Here is a 16,422-nt window from a genome sequence, read left to right on the forward strand (position 1 = left end):
GCAGCCGCGTCGGCAGGGTCAAGGCGGACAGCGACGGCAGCGGCCGCAGCGCCGCGCCCCGGTTCTCCGCCCCGCCCCCGGCCGCCGGCACGCGCCGCGCCGCCGCCCCGTGCCGCGCCCGCGGGCGGATCACCACCGGCAGCAGCGCCGGCGCCGCAGGTCGATACGACGCCGGACGTGCTCGCCCCGCCGCTGCCGCCGCCGCCGAGCCTCGTCTCCCCCTTCGGCAGCGATTCGGCGGTCGTGCAGCTTGCCGGCAGCGGGACGGCGGGCACGGGCGCCGGTGAGGGGAGCGGCGTCGGCCTGGGGGCGGGGAGCGGCGCCGGCGGCGACGGCAAGGCGCATTATGCCAAGGCGTCGTGGATCTATCGGCCGACCGATGCCGAGCTGCGCCGGTTCTGGCCTGCCGAGGCGGTGCGGCGGCATATCTCGGGGCGGGTGATCCTCGCCTGCGCGGTGCCGCGCTCGGGCCGGCCGGAGCGGTGCGTCGTGCTGATCGAAACCCCCGCCGACATGGGGTTCGGCGCCGCGGCGCTGGCGATGCAACCGCTGTTCCGGATCCGGCCGGTGCTGCGCAACGGCAAGGTCGTCGCGCTGCCGATCCTCGTTCCCGTCGCCTTCGATACGCCGCCGCTGCGCAAGCGATAGCGGTGAGCGGTCAGCGCGTGACGCGGGTGATATGCCCCATCTTGCGACCCGGCCGCGGCTCGCCCTTGCCGTAGAGATGGACGTGCGCCCCCGCCTCGGCGAGCGCCGGTTGCCAGGGATCGTCGCCGATGAGATTGTCGAGCCGCACCTGCGTCCCGGTCAGCGCGGTGCTGCCGAGCGGCAGGCCGCAGATCGCGCGGATATGGTTCTCGAACTGCGAGGTCTCGGCGCCCTCGATCGTCCAATGGCCCGAATTGTGGACGCGCGGCGCCATTTCGTTGAACACCGGCCCGTCGGCGGTGGCGAAGAATTCGCAGGCGAGCACGCCGACATAGTCGAGCTCGGCGGCGATGCGGCAGGCGAGCGCGGTCGCCGCTTCGGCCTGATCGCGGATCGCCGCCGGCGCGGGGACGGTCGAGCTGCGCAGGATCGCCTCGTGATGGACGTTGTGCGGCGGCGCATAGCGGACGGTCGCGCCATCGGTCCCGCGCGCGATGAGGATCGAGAATTCGTGGCTGAAGGTGACGAATCCCTCGAGCACCGCCGGCCCGCCGATCGCCGCCCAGGCCTGCGCCGCCTCCTCTGGGCGGGCGATCACCGCCTGGCCCTTGCCGTCATAGCCGAAGCGCGTCGTCTTGAGGATCGCCGGGCAGCCGATGCGGGCGATCGCGGCGTCGAGATCGGCCTCGCTCGCTACCGCCGCCCAGGGCGCCGGCCGGCCGCCGACCGTCTCGACGAAGCGCTTCTCGGCGATGCGATCCTGCGCGACGCGCAGGCCGGCGGGGGCGGGGTGGACGGCGACCCGCGCCGCCAGCCATTCGACCGGCGCGACGTCGATATTCTCGAACTCATAGGTGACGACGTCGCAGGCGCCGGCGAAGGCGGCGAGCGCGTCGCGGTCGTCATACTCGGCGCGGGTAAGCTGCGAGGCGGTCTGCGCGGCGACGCTCTCGTCGTCGGGGGCGAGGATGTGCGTGGCATAGCCGAGCTGGGCCGCGGCGACGGCGAGCATCCGCCCGAGCTGGCCGCCGCCGAGGATGCCGATCGTGCTGCCGGGGGCGAGCATCAGGCCGGCTCGTCCGCGACCGCCTCGGTCTGCCGCTGCCGCCAGGCCTGCAAGCGCTGCGACAGCGCTTCGTCCTGCGTCGCGAGGATCGCGGCGGCGAGCAGCCCGGCGTTGACCGCGCCCGCCTTGCCGATCGCCAGCGTGCCGACCGGGATGCCGGCGGGCATCTGGACGATCGACAACAGGCTGTCCTGGCCGGACAGCGCCTTGCTCTGCACCGGCACGCCGAGCACCGGCAGATGCGTCATCGCCGCCGCCATGCCGGGCAGATGCGCCGCGCCGCCCGCGCCGGCGATCACCACCTTGAGTCCGCGGCCCGCCGCGCCCTTGGCATAGTCATAGAGCCGGTCCGGGGTGCGATGCGCCGAGACGACCTTGGTCTCGTGCGGCACGTCGAGTTCGGCGAGCACCGCCGCCGTATGCCGCATCGTGTCCCAATCGGACGTCGAACCCATGATGATGCCGACCAAAGTCATCATCGGCGGTTAGCCGCAGCCGACGGGGAGGGCAACGGTCCGCATCCCTGGCCTTGCCTGTATTTTGGGCAACATGGACAAGATGGACACCTTGATCGAAACGATCCGGGCCGATCGTTTCGAATTCGGTGACGATCGAAGTCACGATGAGACAGAGCGGGGTGGGTATAGCGCCGGCGGGACGTGTAGGACAGGGGGCTGTGCCTTGGCCTTGGCTCCGCCTCCGCGGGCGCTTCGCCATCCCGGACTGGGTCCGGGATCCACCGTGCCGCGATCTTGACGGCGGCCGCTGCTGCGGAACCGTGGATGCCGGGACGAGGCAGGCATGACGCCGATTACGGGGCGCCGATTAGGGGAGGAGCGAACCGCCCCGGCGAAGGCCGGGACCCGGATGGCAACCGGCGTGGCCGTTGGCGGGGCTTCACCCAACTGGACCCCGGCCTTCGCCGGAGTGGTAAGGTGGGGGCGGTGCGCCGCGGAACACGTCCGGAGTGACGGCGCGTTTCTGGGGCGACGCCGAGACTAGCTCAGTATTCCCGCGCAGGCGGGAATCCCGTGGCCAAGCAGAACAACGGATTGTGGGAAAAAGAACACTGGGCTCCCGCTTTCGCGGGAGCACTGTACCTTTCAGGACGCGTGGACCGAGCGATCGTCCCTACTATCGCCTCCGCCTCGCTGCTTACCGCTCGTTCAGATAATAACGATCCGTCGCCTGGAGTGCGTCGTCGAGTTCGTAGACGATCGGCTGGCCGGTCGGGATCTCCAGCCCGGTGATCGCATCGTCGGGGATGTTCGACAGATGCTTGACCAGAGCGCGCAGCGAATTGCCGTGCGCGGAGATCAGCACGCGCTGGCCGTCGCGCAGCGCCGGGGCGATCCGCTCCTCGAAATAGGGCAGGACGCGAGCGATCGTGTCCTTGAGGCTCTCGGTGGCGGGGATGGCGATGCCGGCGTAGCGACGGTCGGCGGACAGATCATAGGCGCTGCCCGGCTCGAGCGGCGGCGGCGGCACGTCGAAGCTGCGGCGCCAGATATGCACCTGTTCGTCGCCGTGCTTGGCCGCCGTCTCCGCCTTGTCGAGGCCGGTGAGCCCGCCGTAATGGCGCTCGTTGAGCCGCCAGTCCTTCTCGGTCGGCAGCCACAGCCGCCCCATCGCCTCGAGCGCGAGGTTGAGCGTCTTGATCGCGCGCGTCTGCAGCGAGGTGAAGGTCATGTCGAAGTCGAGGCCCTTGGCGGCCATCAGCTCGCCGGCGGCGCGCGCCTCGGCGGCGCCTTTCTCGGTGACGTCGACGTCCCACCAGCCGGTGAAGCGGTTTTCGAGGTTCCAGCTGGACTGGCCGTGGCGGATCAGGACGAGGCGCGGCATCGAAAGGCTCCCTTTACGCTTTAAGGCTCGGCCCGAAGGTCGAGGGCGAAGAATTGGTTGTGCGGGCTGGGGCGATAGTCGGCGAACGGCCCGGTGTCGATGAAGCCGGCGCTGCGATACAGCGCGACCGCCGGCGCATGCAGCGCGGCGGTGCCGGTTTCGAGGCTGAGCCGGTGATAGCCGCGGCGGCGCGCCTCGGCGACGACATGGCCAAGCAGCGCGCGGCCGACGCCGGTGCCGCGCATCGCCGGGGCGGCGCGCATCGACTTGACCTCGCCATGGTACGGATCGAGCTGTTTCAGCGCGACGAAGCCGGCGAGCGTGCCGTCGCGCCACGCGGTCCAGAAGGTCACGTCGGGCCTGGACAGGCCGCCGGCGTCGAGCGCGAAGGCGAAATCCGCCATATGCCCGCGCAATTCGGCGAGATGGTGGGCGAGCAGCGCCGCGACGTGCGGCGCGGCGGGATCGTCCCGGCGGATCTCCATCAGATCGTGTCGATCATCTCGGTCAGCACCTCCAGGCACGCGACGCCGAGCCGGCGCGAGCGTTCGGGCGACCAGCCGAATTCGGCGTCCGGATTGGGGTCATGGTCCTTGAACGGCATCTCCAGCGTCACCGACACCGCGCCGAAGCGGTGCGCGAGCTGGTTGGTCGACATCGACAGATTGGCGTTGCCGGCGCTCGACTTCTCATAGCCCTTCTCGGTCTGGAAATCGGGCGTGTGCGCGGCGAGGCGGCGGCCGAAATCGTAGAATTTGGCGCCATGGTCCTCGGTCCAGTTCGGTATCCCCTCGAAGCCGGCGATGAAATTGGCCGGGATCGCCTCGTCGCCATGGACGTCGATCGCGAAGGCGACGCCGGTCGCGTCCATCGCATCGCGGACGCAGAGCACTTCGGGGCTGCGATCGGGCGCCGGCGCATGCCATTCGCGGTTGAGATTGACCCCCGCCGCATTGGTGCGCAGATGACCGCGGCGCGTGCCGTCGGGATTCATATTGGGGACGACGTGCACCGTCGCCTTGGCGAGCAGCGGCGCGGCGGCCGGGCTGGTCAGCCAGTCGAGCGCGCCCTCCATCCAATATTCGGTCATCGATTCGCCGGGGTGCTGGCGCGCATAGAGCCAGACCGGCTTGGGCCCGTCGCCGATGCGCAGATAGTCGATGCTCTGCCCGTCGAGCGAAGTGCCGAGTTCGCGATGCGTCACCCCCGGCCGCGCGGCGATGCGCGCGACGAGATCGTGGTGCATCTCCATCGTGAACGGCGCGAAATAGGCGAACCAGGCGAGGTCGCCCGCGGCGTCGTAATCGAACGACAGCACGCCATCGTCATAGCGCGTCTCGATCATCCGCCATGCGCGGCGATCGGTGCTGACCCGTGTCTGATAGCCGGGCCAGCCGAACGGATAGGCCGACTGGCCGGCGTTGACGATGCGGAAGCGCAGCCGCCGTCCGCCCGCGCCGGCGACGCGGAAGTAGAACCACTGGAAGAAATCGGACCGGTGATCGCGGACGATCTCGAGATCGACCTGATCGCCGTCGATTCCGACGACACGGATGTTGCCGCCGTCGAAGGCGGCGTTGATGCTGAGGGTCATGGGACTGCCTGATGGAGGATGTTTGTTACGGGACGTCGCGGTCCTCACCCTTCGCCGCCTTCGGCGTCTTTTCCCGATACTCCCGATGGGAGAGGGAGGGGCGTCGCCGCGGAAGGGTGAGGGTCAAGGATTACCTCACCGAGATCGTCCGCCCCGATTCGCCGGGGAAGCCGGTGAACAGCGCGCGGGCGAGGCGGCCGGCCTGCTGGTCGGCGCCCTTGATGTCGCTGACCCCCTGCGCCTTGCCCTCCCAGACCGGCGACTGGTCGGCGCGGCGCTTGATCGTCACCGCCAGCTCGGCGACGAGCAATTCGGTCGGCCGGCTGCGGCCGATCGGGAAGCCGATGCCGCCGCCCAGCCCGACGCCGCCGCCGCGCCGCCCGCCGCTGAAGCCGCCGCCGCCGAGGCCGATGCTGACCGGCGACTGACGCGGCGGGCCTTCGCGGCTGGTGCGGGTGAAGGCGACCGAAGCGACATAGTCCGGCGTCGCGCCCTGCGGCGGCAGCGTATAGCCGACCTTGAGCAATTCGGCCTCGACCGCGGCGGCATAGGTCTTGAATTCGAGGCTCGCCGGGCTGCCGCCCGACAGCGGCTCGACCGCGACCGTGCCGCGCGCGATCGGCGCGCCGAGATGATAGCGGATCACGTCCGTCGGCGGCAGCGACGCGGTGGTCGCGCAACCGGCAAGAGCCGCGGCGGCGACGCCGAGCGCGAGGAACGGACGGAGGATCATGGCGGGGGACCTTTGCGATACGTTGCGTCTGAGAAACGCTCTAACGCGGCCTGCGTTGCTTGACTATTGCAGCCTCCACGCTTAGGCGCTCGCGCTTTCACCGACACCGTCAATCTCGAAAAGAAGCGAATCGATCATGAAGATCCGCAATAGCCTGAAGTCGCTCAAGGACCGTCATCGCGACAACCGCGTGATCCGTCGTCGCGGCCGTACCTACGTCATCAACAAGACCAACCGTCGCTTCAAGGCGCGCCAGGGCTAAGCCTTTGGGCGTGCCCGCGGCCGATGTCGCTGCCGCCGTTCCGACGGCGGTGATCTTCGATGTCGGCCGGGTCCTGTACGACTGGGATCCCCGGATCCTCTACCGGCGCCTGATCGACGACGATCGGGCGCTCGATGCATTCCTGCGCGACGTCGTCACGCACGATTGGCATTTCCAGCATGATGCCGGACGCGACTTCGCCGATACCTCGGCGGAGCTCGTCGCGCTGCATCCGCAGCATGCCGAGCTGATCGCCGCCTGGGGACCGCGCTTCCTGGAGAGTATCGGCGATCCCATTCCCGGCACGCCGGCGCTGGTCGACGCACTCGACGCGGCGGGCGTGCCGCTGTTCGCGATCACCAATTTCAGCCACGAATTCTGGCCGCCGTTCCGCGCGCGCGAGGCGGCGATGTTCGATCGCTTCCGCGACATCGTCGTCTCGGGGGTCGAGAAGATGGTCAAGCCCGACCCGGCGATCTACCGGCTGGCGCTCGACCGGTTCGGGCTGGAGGCGGCGCGGACGGTGTTCATCGACGACAATGCCGCCAATATCGCCGGCGCACGCAGCGTCGGGCTGATCGCGCTGCACTTCACCGACGCACCGACGCTGCGGGCGGAGTTGGCGGCGCTGGGGCTGGTCGCGGCGTAGGCCTGCGGATCGGGGCAGTGGGCCGAGGCTGCCGTTGCTGTTGCTCGCTTCTCCGGTCATTCCCAGCTTTATCGCCATCCCTGCGCAGACGGGAATCCCGAGACGCTGACGGTGCGGCTCGATCGAAGACCCGCGCGTCTGGATCCCCGCCTGTGCGAGACCTCTGCGAACGTTTCGAAACCGCCCCGGCGCAAGCCGGGGCCCAGTTGGGAGGCCTTTGTAACTGATTGCAAAGCTTCACCAAACTGGACTCCGGCCTGCGCCGGGGTGGTACGTGAGCAGGTCAGGTTGCTACTGTCGCAGAGGCCTCGCCTGCGCGGGGATGACACCGTTAGCGGATGACGACGTTAGGGGGTACGGGGCAGGGGAAGACGGAGCTGGCGCGCGGCATGGCTGGGCCGGGATAGGACGTTCGCTCGCCGCCCTCATCCCATTCGCCGCTAGCCTCCTGAAAAAGCCACTGTATGGTGCGGCGACGTCGCCGGGGGGCGGCGTGTGTTTCCCCGCGGGATCTTCCATGCACCGTATCCTGATCGGCGTCGCCGGCATCCTCGTCATTCTCGCCATTGCCGTTGCGCTGTCCGCCGATCGCCGGGCGATCCGGTTGCGCGTCGTCGGCGCCGCCTTCGCGTTGCAGGCGCTGATCGCCACCGTCGTGCTCTATTGGGGGCCGGGGCGGCAGGCGCTCGCCGGCGCGTCGGCGGGGGTCGCGGCGCTGCTCGGCTATTCGCAGCGCGGCACCGAATTCCTGTTCGGCAAGCTCGCCGCGCCCGAGATCGGCGGGCAGAGTTTCGCGATCGCGGCGCTGCCCGTCATCATCTTCTTCGCCAGCCTCGTCTCGATCCTCTATTATCTCGGCGTGATGCAGGTGGTGGTGCGCTGGGTCGGCGGCGCGATCGAGACGGTGATCGGCACCTCCAAGGTCGAATCCCTGTGCGCGGCGGCGAACATCTTCGTCGGCCAGAGCGAATCGCCGCTGGTGATCCGCCCCTATCTCGCCGGCCTCACCCCGCCGCAGGTGTTCACGGTGATGACCAGCGGCATGGCGGGCGTCGCGGGGACGATCCTCGCGGCCTATGCCTCGATGGGCATCCGCATCGAATATCTGCTCGCGGCGAGCTTCATGGCGGCGCCGGGCGGGATCCTGATGGCGAAGATCATCATGCCCGACCGTCGCCTTCCGCCCGAGGGCGAGCTGCCGCTCGGCGACCAGCCCGGCGCGCCGCGCGACGTCCGCCTCGCCGAGGCGCGGATCAGCGGCGCCGGCCCCGCCGCGCTGCTGCCCGAAGGCACGCCCGGCGAGCCGCTGCCCGAGGCGACGCATGACGAGGAAAAGCCCGCCAATCTCATCATGGCGGCGGCACAGGGCGCGCAGACCGGCGTGCGGCTGGCGGTGGCGGTCGGCGCGATGGTGCTCGCCTTCGTCGCGCTGGTCGCGCTCGCCAACGGGCTGCTCGGCGCGCTCGGCGGGCTGGTCGGGCTGCCGGGGCTGAGCTTCCAGGCGCTGCTCGGCTATGTCTTCCAGCCGGTGATGCTGCTGCTCAACGTGCCGTGGAACGAGGCGGGGATCGCCGGCGGGCTGTTCGGCGAGAAGATCGTGCTCAACGAATTCGTCGCCTATATCGATCTCGGCAAACAGGCCGGGCAGCTCAGCGCGCGGACGATCGCGGTGGTGACCTTCGCCTTGTGCGGCTTCGCCAATTTCTCGTCGATCGCGATCCAGATGGCGGTGACCGGCAGCCTCGCCCCCAATCAGCGGCCGACGATCGCGCGTCTGGGCCTGCGCGCGCTGGCGGCGGGCAGCCTCGCCAATCTGATGAGCGCGGCGCTCGCCGGGCTGCTGATCGGCTGAGCCGGGCAGGATGACCGGCCTCCGCCGTACGCTCGGACCGGGCCAGCTCGCGATGATCGCAATCGGCGGCGCGGTCGGCACCGGGCTGTTTCTCGGCAGCGGCCTCGCGATCGGGCTCGCCGGACCGGCGGTGCTGGTCAGCTATGCGATCGGCGGGCTGGTGACGCTGGCGCTGATGGGCTGCCTTGCCGAGATGACGGTGGCGGACCCGGCGACGGGGTCGTTCGGGCTGTTCGCCGAACGCTATCTCGGCCGCTTCGCCGGCTTCCTCGTCCGCTATGCCTATGCCGCGGCGGTGATCCTGGCGATCGGCACCGAGGTGACCGCGGTGGCGATCTACATGCGCTACTGGGCGCCGGGCGTGCCGGGATTGTGGTGGATCGCTGGCTTTTCGCTGGCGCTGCTCGGCGTCAACCTCGCCAGCGTGCGTCTGTTCGGCGCGGTCGAATATGTCTTCTCGGCGATCAAGATCGCGGCGATCCTGGTCTTCGTCGCGATCGGCCTGTGGATGATCGCGGCGCGCGGCGTCGGCTTCAGCCACTATACCGATGCCGGCGGCTTCGCGCCGCACGGGCTGGGCGGGATCTGGACCGCGGTGATCGTCGCGATCTTCAGCTATATCAGCATCGAGATGATCGCGGTCGCGGCGGGCGAGGCGCGCGATCCCGAACGCGCGATCGTCCGCGCCTTCCGCTCGACGATGCTGCGGCTGGCGCTCTTCTATCTCGGCAGCCTCGCGGTGATGCTGGCGATCGTGCCGTGGCGCGAGGCGGGGACGGCGACGAGCCCGTTCGTCACGGTGATGCAGGCGACCGGCGTGCCCTATGCCGCGGGCGTGCTCAACGCGGTGGTGCTGATCGCGGCGCTGTCGGCGATGAACAGCCAGCTCTATGCCGCGTCGCGGATGCTGTTCAGCCTCGCCGAGAGCGGCCTTGCGCCCGCAGGCCTGGCGCGCGTCGACCGGCGCGGGGTGCCGGCGGCGGCGCTGCTGGTATCGGCGGGCGGCATCGGGGTGGCGGGCGGCGTCTATGCCTGGCGGCCGGAGGCGGCGTTCGGGGTGATGATCGCGGTGTCGATTTTCGGCGCGCTGTTCACCTGGGGGATGATCTTCGTCACCCATCTCGCCTTCCGGCGGCGGCACGGGGCTCCGGCGGCGTTCCGGCTGTGGGGCTATCCGTGGACGAGCATTGCCGGCGCTGTGGCGATCCTGGCGATCCTGCTGACGACGCCGTTCACCGCGCCGTTCGCGCTGACGCTGGTATATGGTCTGCCGTTTCTTGGCGTGCTGGCGGGGGTGTATGCGGTGTGGTTCCGCGGTGCGGTGTCTCGCTGACGTTCCCCCCCATTCGTCATCCCGGCGCAAGCCGGGATCCATGGACGCGCGACGCTGATGATGCGCGAGACAAGCGGAGGCGCCGTGACCATGGATCCCGACTTTCGTCGGGATGACGAAGGGAAGGGGATGACGAAGGGAAGGGGATGGCAAAGGGCAGGGCGGACGGACCTTATTCGTCGGTGCGCATCTTCACCTTGTTGGGCAGGTCCTTGCCCTTGGTGCGGCGCGAGGGGAGCTGCACCGGATTTTTCTTCTTCCATTCCTTAAATGTCATCGGCCCGTCGGGCGTGTCGATCATCGTATCGTCGAGGCTCATCGTGTCGGCTCCGGGGTCGCGCCGCTATAGTCGTAGAAGCCGCGGCCGGTCTTGCGGCCGTACCAGCCGGCCTCGACATATTTGACGAGCAGCGGCGCCGGGCGGAATTTGGGATCGCCGGTGCCGTCGAACAAGACGCGGATGATCTCGAGACAGGTGTCGAGGCCGATGAAGTCGGCGAGCGTCAGGGGGCCCATCGGATGGTTGAGGCCCAATTGGCAGGCGAGGTCAATGTCGCGGATCGTCGCGACGCCCTCGCCGAGCGCGAAGATCGCCTCGTTGATCATCGGCATCAGCACGCGGTTGACGATGAAGCCGGGCGCGTCATTGGCGCGCACCACCGCCTTGCCGAGCCGGTCCGCATAGGCCTCGATCGCGGCGACGGTGGTGTCGGCGGTGGCGAGGCCGCGGATCACCTCGATCAGCCCCATCACCGGCACCGGGTTGAAGAAGTGAACGCCGATGAAGCGCGCCGGATCGGGCGTGCTCTGCGCCAGCCGCGTGATCGGGATCGATGAGGTGTTGGAGGCGAGGATCGCGTCGCGGCCGAGCACCGTGCCGACCTCGGCGAAGATGGCGCGCTTGATCTCCTCGCGCTCGGTCGCCGCCTCGATCACCAGGCCGCATTCGGCCATGGCGGCAAGGGCGGCGACCGGTTCGATGCGGGCGAGCGTCGCGTCGCGCGTCGCCGCGTCGATCTTCTCCTTGTCGACGGCGCGGGCGAGCAATTTGGCGATGCCCGCCTTGCCCGCCTCGGCGCGCTCGATCGACACGTCGCTGAGCAGCACGCGATAGCCCGCCGCTGCCGAAACCTGGGCAATGCCGGCGCCCATCTGGCCCGACCCGATCACTCCCACTGCCTGCATGTCCGTCTCCTATTGGCTTTGCCGCCGGCCATAGCCGGTTTCGGCGCGGCTGCCAGCGGCGCGCATCAGGGCGCGGGACGTTCCGCCTGCGCCTCGGCGAGATAGAGGCCGAACAGGCCGTCGGGGTCGGTCCATTCGCGGATCGGCGTCCAGCCGCCCGAGCGCAGCAGGATGCGCGCGTCGCGCGAGCCGTATTTGTGGCTGTTCTCGGTGTGGATGCTCTCGCCCTCGGCAATCGCGAAGGGGCGGCCGTCGACGGTGAAGGCGACGTCGCGCGTCGCGACGAGGTGCATCTCGATCCGCGCGCGGTCGTCGTTCCAGCGCGCCTCGTGCGCGAAGGCGTCGACCGGGATGGTGCCGGCGAGTTCGCGGTTGATCCGGTCGAGCAGATTGCGGTTGAACGCCGCGGTGACGCCGCCGGCATCGTCATAGGCGGCGACCAGCGTCGCCTCGTCCTTGATCCGGTCCATGCCGATCAGCAGCATCGCGCCCTCGCCGAGCGAGGCGCGCATCGTGCGCAGCAGGTCGACCGCCATCAGCGGGATCATGTTGCCGATCGTCGAACCGGGGAAGAAGCCGAGCTTGGGCGTATCCGCCACCGCGCGCGGCAGGGTCAGCGGGCGCATGAAGTCCGCCTCGAACGGCAGCACCGGCAGGCCCGGGAAGGCCTCGGCGAGCGTCAGCGACGATTCGCGAAGGAAATCGCCGGAGATGTCGATCGGCACATAAGCGGATGGGTCGGTGCAGCGCAGCAGCAGCGGCGTCTTGAGCGACGATCCCGAACCGAACTCGACCACCGCGCGGCCGCGCCCCGCCACCTCGGCGACCTCGGCACAGACGTGTTCGAGCATCGCGGTCTCGGTCCGCGTCGGATAATATTCGGGGACGCTGGTGATGTCCTCGAACAGTTCGGAACCGCGGCGGTCGTAGAACCAGCGCGCGGGGATCGCGCGCGGGCGGCGTTCGAGCCCGGCGAGCACGTCCGCGCGGAATTGCGGATCGGCGAGCGACTGCTCGCCGTCCTCGACTTCGGGCTTGAGCATTACAGATCCTTGGCGAGCCGCACGCCGGTGAACTGCCAGCGCTGGTGCGGGTAGAAGAAGTTGCGGTAGCAGGCGCGGGCATGGCCGCGCGGGGTGGCGCAGCTGCCGCCGCGCAGCACGAACTGGCCGCTCATGAACTTGCCGTTGTATTCGCCGACCGCGCCTGCGACCGGGCGGAAGCCGGGATAGGGGCGATAGGCGCTGCCGGTCCATTCCCAGACGTCGCCGAAGAAGGCGGGGCCGGCGGCGGGGCGCGGCTCGACCGGCCCTGCGGCGTCCATCTGGTTGCCGGCATGGCTGTCGTGCGCCTGCGCCGCGGCTTCCCATTCGAATTCGGTCGGCAGCCGTGCGCCGGCCCAGCTCGCATAGGCGTCCGCCTCGTAGAGGCTGACGTGCGTCACCGGCGCGGCGGGGTCGATCGGGCGCCGCCCGTCGAGGCCGAATCTCGTCCACGTGCCGTCGCGCTGCTCCCAATAGAGCGGCGCAGCGATACCCTCCGCCTTGACCCACGCCCAGCCGTCGGCGAGCCAGTAAGCGGGATCGCGATAGCCGCCGTCGGCGATGAACGCCGCCCATTCGCCGTTGGTGACGGTGCGGTCGGCGATGGCATGTGGCGCGAGCAGGGCATCGTGGCGCGGGCCTTCGCAATCGAAGGCGAAGCCCTCCCCGCCGTGACCGATGCGGACGATGCCGCCGGCATGGTCGATCCAGCCGATCGGCCCGGGCATCGCCACCGGTACCTTGGGCGCGGCGGGCCAGATCGCCGGCTCGAGCGGATTCTCGCCGAACAGGTGGAGGATGTCGGTGACGAGCAGCTCCTGATGCTGCTCCTCGTGATGGCAGCCGAGCGTGACCAGCTCACGCGCGGCGTCGGGCAGGTCGTCGAGCGCGGCGAGCAGGGCATCGTCGACATGAGCGCGATAGGCGCGCACCTCGTCGAGCGACGGGCGGGTGATCATGCCGCGGCGGTCGCGCGCGTGGCGGCGCCCCTCCGCCTCGTAATAGCTGTTGAACAGGAAGGGGAAGCGCTCGTCGTGCAGGCGGTAGCCGGCGACATGGTCGCGCAGCACGAAGGTTTCGAAGAACCAGGTGGTGTGCGCAAGATGCCATTTGGTCGGCGACGCATCGGGCATCGACTGGACGGTGGCATCGGCATCCGACAGCGGCGCGGCGAGCGCGAGGGTGAGCGCACGGACATGGCGGAACCGCTCGGCAAGGGCGGCACGCGGTGCGGGAGCGATCTTCAACATGGCAAACCCTCCCCGGTGCGGCTTGCCGCAGATCAGGATGACGCATGAAACGCCAAAGGGTTGCAGCAGCTTGCGGATTTGTTCCCGCGGGTTGGCGGAAAACGTCGGGCGGGGAAGCCCGCCCGCGCCGTATCAGCTAGCGGCTCGCTCCCGGCTGCCAGAGGATGTCGCCTGCGCCGGCGCCATTGACGACCCGGGTCGCGACGAACAGCCAGTCCGACAGGCGGTTGAGATAGGCGAGCGCCGGCGCGTTGAGCCCCTCCGCCGCCACCGCGCTGCGCTCGGCGCGGCGGACGATCGCGCGGGCGAGGTGGAGCGCCGCGGCACCGGCGTCGCCGCCGGGCAGGATGAAGCTGGTCAGCGGCGCGAGACCGGCGTTCATCGCGTCGATCTCCGACTCGAGCCGCGCGACCTGTGCCGGCACGATGCGCAGCGCGCCGTCGATCCCCGCGGGCGTCGCAATGTCCGCGCCGAGATCGAACAGGTCGTTCTGGATGACGCGCAGCGCCGCCGCAGGCGCCCGCTCGCCGAGCGCGGCGACGGCGACGCCGATCGCGCTGTTCGCCTCGTCGACGTCGCCGATCGCCGCCATGCGCGGATCGGCCTTGGAGACGCGCGACCCGTCGACCAGCCCGGTGGTGCCGGCGTCGCCGGTGCGCGTGTAGATGCGGTTGAGCTTGACCAAGGCGGTCAGGTGCGGCCGGCGAGGAACAGGATCAGCACCACGATCAGGATCGCCAGCGCCTGGAAGAAGATGCGCATCTGCATCATCTTGTTCGACTTGAGCGAGGCGGCGGACGGCCCTTCGCCGCCGCGCACCTGCGCATGCGATTCCTGAAGGAAGGCGATGACGCCACGCACCAGCGCGACCACCGTCGCCAGCATCGCCGCGATCAGCAGCAGGACGAGGAAGGTGTTCATCCGCTATAGGTAAGCGCTCGCCACCATAAAGCCAATGGGAAGCCGGCCATCGCGCAACGCCGCCGCCAGCGCCCGCCCGTCCTCTCCCGCGGCACGCAGATCGGCGAGCGCCGGCGCACCGTTGCGCTTGGCGAGCCGCGTGCCGTCGGGGCCGAGCAGCAGCGGGTGATGGCGGTAGCGCGGCGTCGGCAGGCCGAGCAACGCCTGCAGCAAGCGGTGGATGTCGGTGGCGCGCATCAGGTCGCGCCCGCGCACGACATCGGTGATGCCCTGCGCGGCATCGTCGATCGTCACCGCCAGGTGATAGCTCGCCGGGGCATCCTTGCGCGCCAGCACGACGTCGCCGAACGCGCCCGGATCGGCGCGCTGCCGCCCCGCGATCGCATCATGCCAGTCGAGCGGCCCCGCCGCCGCGACCGCCCGGTCGACCGCCAGCCGCCACGCATGCGGCACGCCGGCGGCGATGCGCGCCGCCGTGTCCGCGGCCGGCAGATGCCGGCAGGTGCCGGGATAGACCAGCCCGTCCGGCCCGTGATGCGGCGCCGACGCGCTCGCGGCGATATCGGCGCGCGTGCAGAAACAGGCATAGAGAAGGTCGCGCTCGCGCAGCGCCGCCAGCGCCGCGCGATAGGCGGCGAGCCGGGTCGACTGGCGCAGCACCGGCCCGTCCCAGGCGAGGCCGAGCCAGGCGAGATCCTCGACGATGCCGGCGACATGCTCCTCGCGACTGCGCGTGCCGTCGATATCCTCGATGCGCAGCAGGAAGCGGCCACCGGCGGCGCGGCCATGGTCGTGCGCCTGCAACGCCGCATAGGCATGGCCGAGGTGGAGCCGCCCGGTCGGGCTCGGCGCGAAGCGGGTGACGACGGCCGTCATCGGCGCGCCACCGGGCGCGGCCTGCCGCACAAGGCTTGACCGCCATCAATCGGGCGTGCTGTCATACCAGCGTCACTCTCGTGGGCGACAGGGCCTGCGGGTAATCCGTGGGAGGAGCCGTGTTTCATCCCGATCTGATCCGTCACCCCGATTCTTGTCCGGCGCTGGTACTCAACGCCGACTACACGCCCCTGTCCTATTATCCGCTCAGCGTCTGGCCGTGGCAGACCGCGATCAAGGCGGTGTTCCTCGACCGGGTCGATATCGTCGCGCATTACGAACGCACCGTGCGCAGCCCGACCGCGGAGATCAAGCTGCCCTCGGTAATTGCGCTCAAACAATATGTGCGCCCCTCGGCCTTTCCCGCCTTCACCCGCTTCAACCTGTTCCTGCGCGACAAATTCGCCTGCCAATATTGCGGCGTCGGGCGCGACCTGACCTTCGACCATGTCGTGCCGCGCGCGCAGGGCGGGCGGACGACGTGGGAGAATGTCGTCACCGCCTGCGCGCCGTGCAACCTCAAGAAGGGCGGGCGGACGCCAAAACAGGCGCATATGCCGCTGTATGTCGAGCCGATCCGGCCGACCAACTGGCATTTGCAGGAACATGGCCGCGCCTTCCCCCCTAACTATCTCCACGACACATGGCACGACTGGCTCTACTGGGACGTTGAGCTGGAAGCGTAACGAACGGAGACCGGGTTTGCGGACGGGGATGATGATCGCGGCGGCGCTCGCGATACCGGCAATGCTGGCCGGCTGCGGCGAGCGCCAGGAGAAGATGGCGCAGGCGGACGCCAATGCCGCCGGCTTCGTGCCCCCGGCGGTGACCAGCCGCGTCGACTTCACCAGCACGATGGAGCGGCGTTTCCGCGCGCTTGACCGCAACGCCGACGACCGGCTCGACAAGACCGAGCTGCCCCGCCAGAACAGCCGCCTGATGGGCCTCGACCGAAATGGCGACGGCGTGATCAGCCTGATCGAATGGGACGAAGGCACGCTCAAGCGATTCGACCAGATGGACCTCAACCACGACGGCACCGTCACCTCCGAAGAGGAAAAGGAATGGCGCGCCGCCCGCGCCGCCGGCCGCTCCCCGACCGCGCGACCGACGACGCCGGTGCCGGGCGATCCGCTCGGGAACAGCGGGGGGTGAGGGCGCGGAGCGG

At 69.7% G+C, this 16,422-nt stretch carries 20 protein-coding genes; 7 read left to right on the forward strand and 13 right to left on the reverse strand.

The window, feature by feature from the left end; translation table 11 throughout:
• Nucleotides 1-177: 177 nt before the first annotated feature.
• Nucleotides 178-648 carry a TonB family protein gene (locus tag BW41_RS20155; protein ID WP_051583507.1) on the forward strand — a complete coding sequence of 157 codons (471 nt, stop codon included), beginning with the start codon at nt 178-180 and terminating at the stop codon, nt 646-648.
• Nucleotides 649-658: 10 nt separating this feature from the next.
• On the opposite strand, the gene BW41_RS13810 is transcribed toward BW41_RS20155, so the two are convergent.
• The 6 genes from BW41_RS13810 to BW41_RS13835 form a co-directional block, all read right to left on the reverse strand.
• Entirely contained in the window at nt 659-1,714 is a 1,056-nt protein-coding gene (locus BW41_RS13810) for a 5-(carboxyamino)imidazole ribonucleotide synthase (protein ID WP_037535097.1), read from the reverse strand.
• Complete coding sequence (gene purE / locus BW41_RS13815) at nt 1,714-2,190, reverse strand: 5-(carboxyamino)imidazole ribonucleotide mutase (RefSeq protein ID WP_271299944.1); 477 nt, start codon at nt 2,188-2,190, stop codon at nt 1,714-1,716. Before purE ends, BW41_RS13810 begins: the two co-directional genes overlap by 1 nt.
• Before the next feature lie 679 nt (nt 2,191-2,869).
• Nucleotides 2,870-3,556 carry a 2,3-diphosphoglycerate-dependent phosphoglycerate mutase gene (gene gpmA / locus BW41_RS13820; RefSeq protein ID WP_037535099.1) on the reverse strand — a complete coding sequence of 229 codons (687 nt, stop codon included), beginning with the start codon at nt 3,554-3,556 and terminating at the stop codon, nt 2,870-2,872.
• A gap of 20 nt (nt 3,557-3,576) precedes the next feature.
• Nucleotides 3,577-4,041 (reverse strand): GNAT family N-acetyltransferase, encoded by a 465-nt coding sequence (locus tag BW41_RS13825; protein ID WP_037535100.1) that lies wholly within the window; start codon nt 4,039-4,041, stop codon nt 3,577-3,579.
• On the reverse strand, nt 4,041-5,150 hold the full coding sequence (locus tag BW41_RS13830) for a M14 family metallopeptidase (protein ID WP_037535101.1): 1,110 nt from the start codon (nt 5,148-5,150) through the stop codon (nt 4,041-4,043). The genes BW41_RS13825 and BW41_RS13830 overlap by 1 nt, the downstream gene beginning before the upstream one ends.
• A 130-nt stretch (nt 5,151-5,280) precedes the next feature.
• Nucleotides 5,281-5,883, reverse strand: coding sequence for a DUF4136 domain-containing protein (locus tag BW41_RS13835; RefSeq protein ID WP_037535102.1), 603 nt, complete (start codon nt 5,881-5,883; stop codon nt 5,281-5,283).
• Nucleotides 5,884-6,019: 136 nt separating this feature from the next.
• On the opposite strand from BW41_RS13835, the gene ykgO reads away from it, so the two are divergent.
• The 4 genes from ykgO to BW41_RS13855 all read left to right on the forward strand — a co-directional run bounded on the left by ykgO (nt 6,020) and on the right by BW41_RS13855 (nt 9,979).
• On the forward strand, nt 6,020-6,145 hold the full coding sequence (gene ykgO / locus BW41_RS13840) for a type B 50S ribosomal protein L36 (RefSeq protein ID WP_003046794.1): 126 nt from the start codon (nt 6,020-6,022) through the stop codon (nt 6,143-6,145).
• Between the two features lie 10 nt (nt 6,146-6,155).
• On the forward strand, nt 6,156-6,794 hold the full coding sequence (locus tag BW41_RS13845; RefSeq protein WP_327195598.1) for an HAD family hydrolase: 639 nt from the start codon (nt 6,156-6,158) through the stop codon (nt 6,792-6,794).
• A 517-nt stretch (nt 6,795-7,311) separates the two neighbouring features.
• On the forward strand, nt 7,312-8,646 hold the full coding sequence (locus tag BW41_RS13850) for a NupC/NupG family nucleoside CNT transporter (RefSeq protein ID WP_037535104.1): 1,335 nt from the start codon (nt 7,312-7,314) through the stop codon (nt 8,644-8,646).
• Nucleotides 8,647-8,656: 10 nt separating this feature from the next.
• Complete coding sequence (locus BW41_RS13855; RefSeq protein ID WP_081793102.1) at nt 8,657-9,979, forward strand: amino acid permease; 1,323 nt, start codon at nt 8,657-8,659, stop codon at nt 9,977-9,979.
• 172 nt (nt 9,980-10,151) lie between these two features.
• Here BW41_RS13855 and BW41_RS21625 read toward each other — a convergent pair whose 3' ends face one another.
• The 7 genes from BW41_RS21625 to gluQRS form a co-directional block, all read right to left on the reverse strand.
• Nucleotides 10,152-10,298 (reverse strand): hypothetical protein, encoded by a 147-nt coding sequence (locus BW41_RS21625; protein WP_200870433.1) that lies wholly within the window; start codon nt 10,296-10,298, stop codon nt 10,152-10,154.
• Entirely contained in the window at nt 10,295-11,164 is an 870-nt protein-coding gene (locus BW41_RS13860; RefSeq protein WP_037535105.1) for a 3-hydroxybutyryl-CoA dehydrogenase, read from the reverse strand. The genes BW41_RS21625 and BW41_RS13860 overlap by 4 nt, the downstream gene beginning before the upstream one ends.
• Nucleotides 11,165-11,229: 65 nt before the next feature.
• The gene (gene egtD / locus BW41_RS13865; RefSeq protein WP_037535106.1) at nt 11,230-12,207 is read right to left on the reverse strand and encodes an L-histidine N(alpha)-methyltransferase; all 978 of its coding nucleotides are present in this window, start codon (nt 12,205-12,207) and stop codon (nt 11,230-11,232) included.
• Complete coding sequence (gene egtB / locus BW41_RS13870) at nt 12,207-13,457, reverse strand: ergothioneine biosynthesis protein EgtB (protein ID WP_037535107.1); 1,251 nt, start codon at nt 13,455-13,457, stop codon at nt 12,207-12,209. The genes egtD and egtB overlap by 1 nt, the downstream gene beginning before the upstream one ends.
• Before the next feature lie 136 nt (nt 13,458-13,593).
• A complete protein-coding gene (locus BW41_RS13875) occupies nt 13,594-14,142 on the reverse strand; it encodes a cob(I)yrinic acid a,c-diamide adenosyltransferase (protein WP_037535108.1) in 549 nt (182 codons plus the stop codon).
• 5 nt (nt 14,143-14,147) lie between these two features.
• Nucleotides 14,148-14,378, reverse strand: a complete 231-nt coding sequence (locus BW41_RS13880; RefSeq protein WP_037535109.1) for a twin transmembrane helix small protein — start codon at nt 14,376-14,378, stop codon at nt 14,148-14,150.
• Nucleotides 14,379-14,381: 3 nt separating this feature from the next.
• On the reverse strand, nt 14,382-15,254 hold the full coding sequence (gene gluQRS, locus BW41_RS13885; protein ID WP_037535125.1) for a tRNA glutamyl-Q(34) synthetase GluQRS: 873 nt from the start codon (nt 15,252-15,254) through the stop codon (nt 14,382-14,384).
• 119 nt (nt 15,255-15,373) lie between these two features.
• Between gluQRS and BW41_RS13890 the strand changes: the two genes are divergently transcribed.
• Together BW41_RS13890 and BW41_RS13895 are read left to right on the forward strand one after the other, a co-directional pair.
• Nucleotides 15,374-15,940: an HNH endonuclease gene (locus tag BW41_RS13890; protein WP_037535110.1), complete on the forward strand. Its 567-nt coding sequence runs from the start codon at nt 15,374-15,376 to the stop codon at nt 15,938-15,940.
• Nucleotides 15,941-15,968: 28 nt separating this feature from the next.
• Nucleotides 15,969-16,409 (forward strand): hypothetical protein, encoded by a 441-nt coding sequence (locus tag BW41_RS13895; RefSeq protein ID WP_235199772.1) that lies wholly within the window; start codon nt 15,969-15,971, stop codon nt 16,407-16,409.
• Nucleotides 16,410-16,422: the final 13 nt, after the last annotated feature.

The sequence above is a fragment of the Sphingomonas sp. RIT328 genome (genome assembly GCF_000632225.1).
In the GTDB taxonomy this organism is placed as follows: Bacteria; Pseudomonadota; Alphaproteobacteria; order Sphingomonadales; family Sphingomonadaceae; genus Sphingomonas; species Sphingomonas kyungheensis.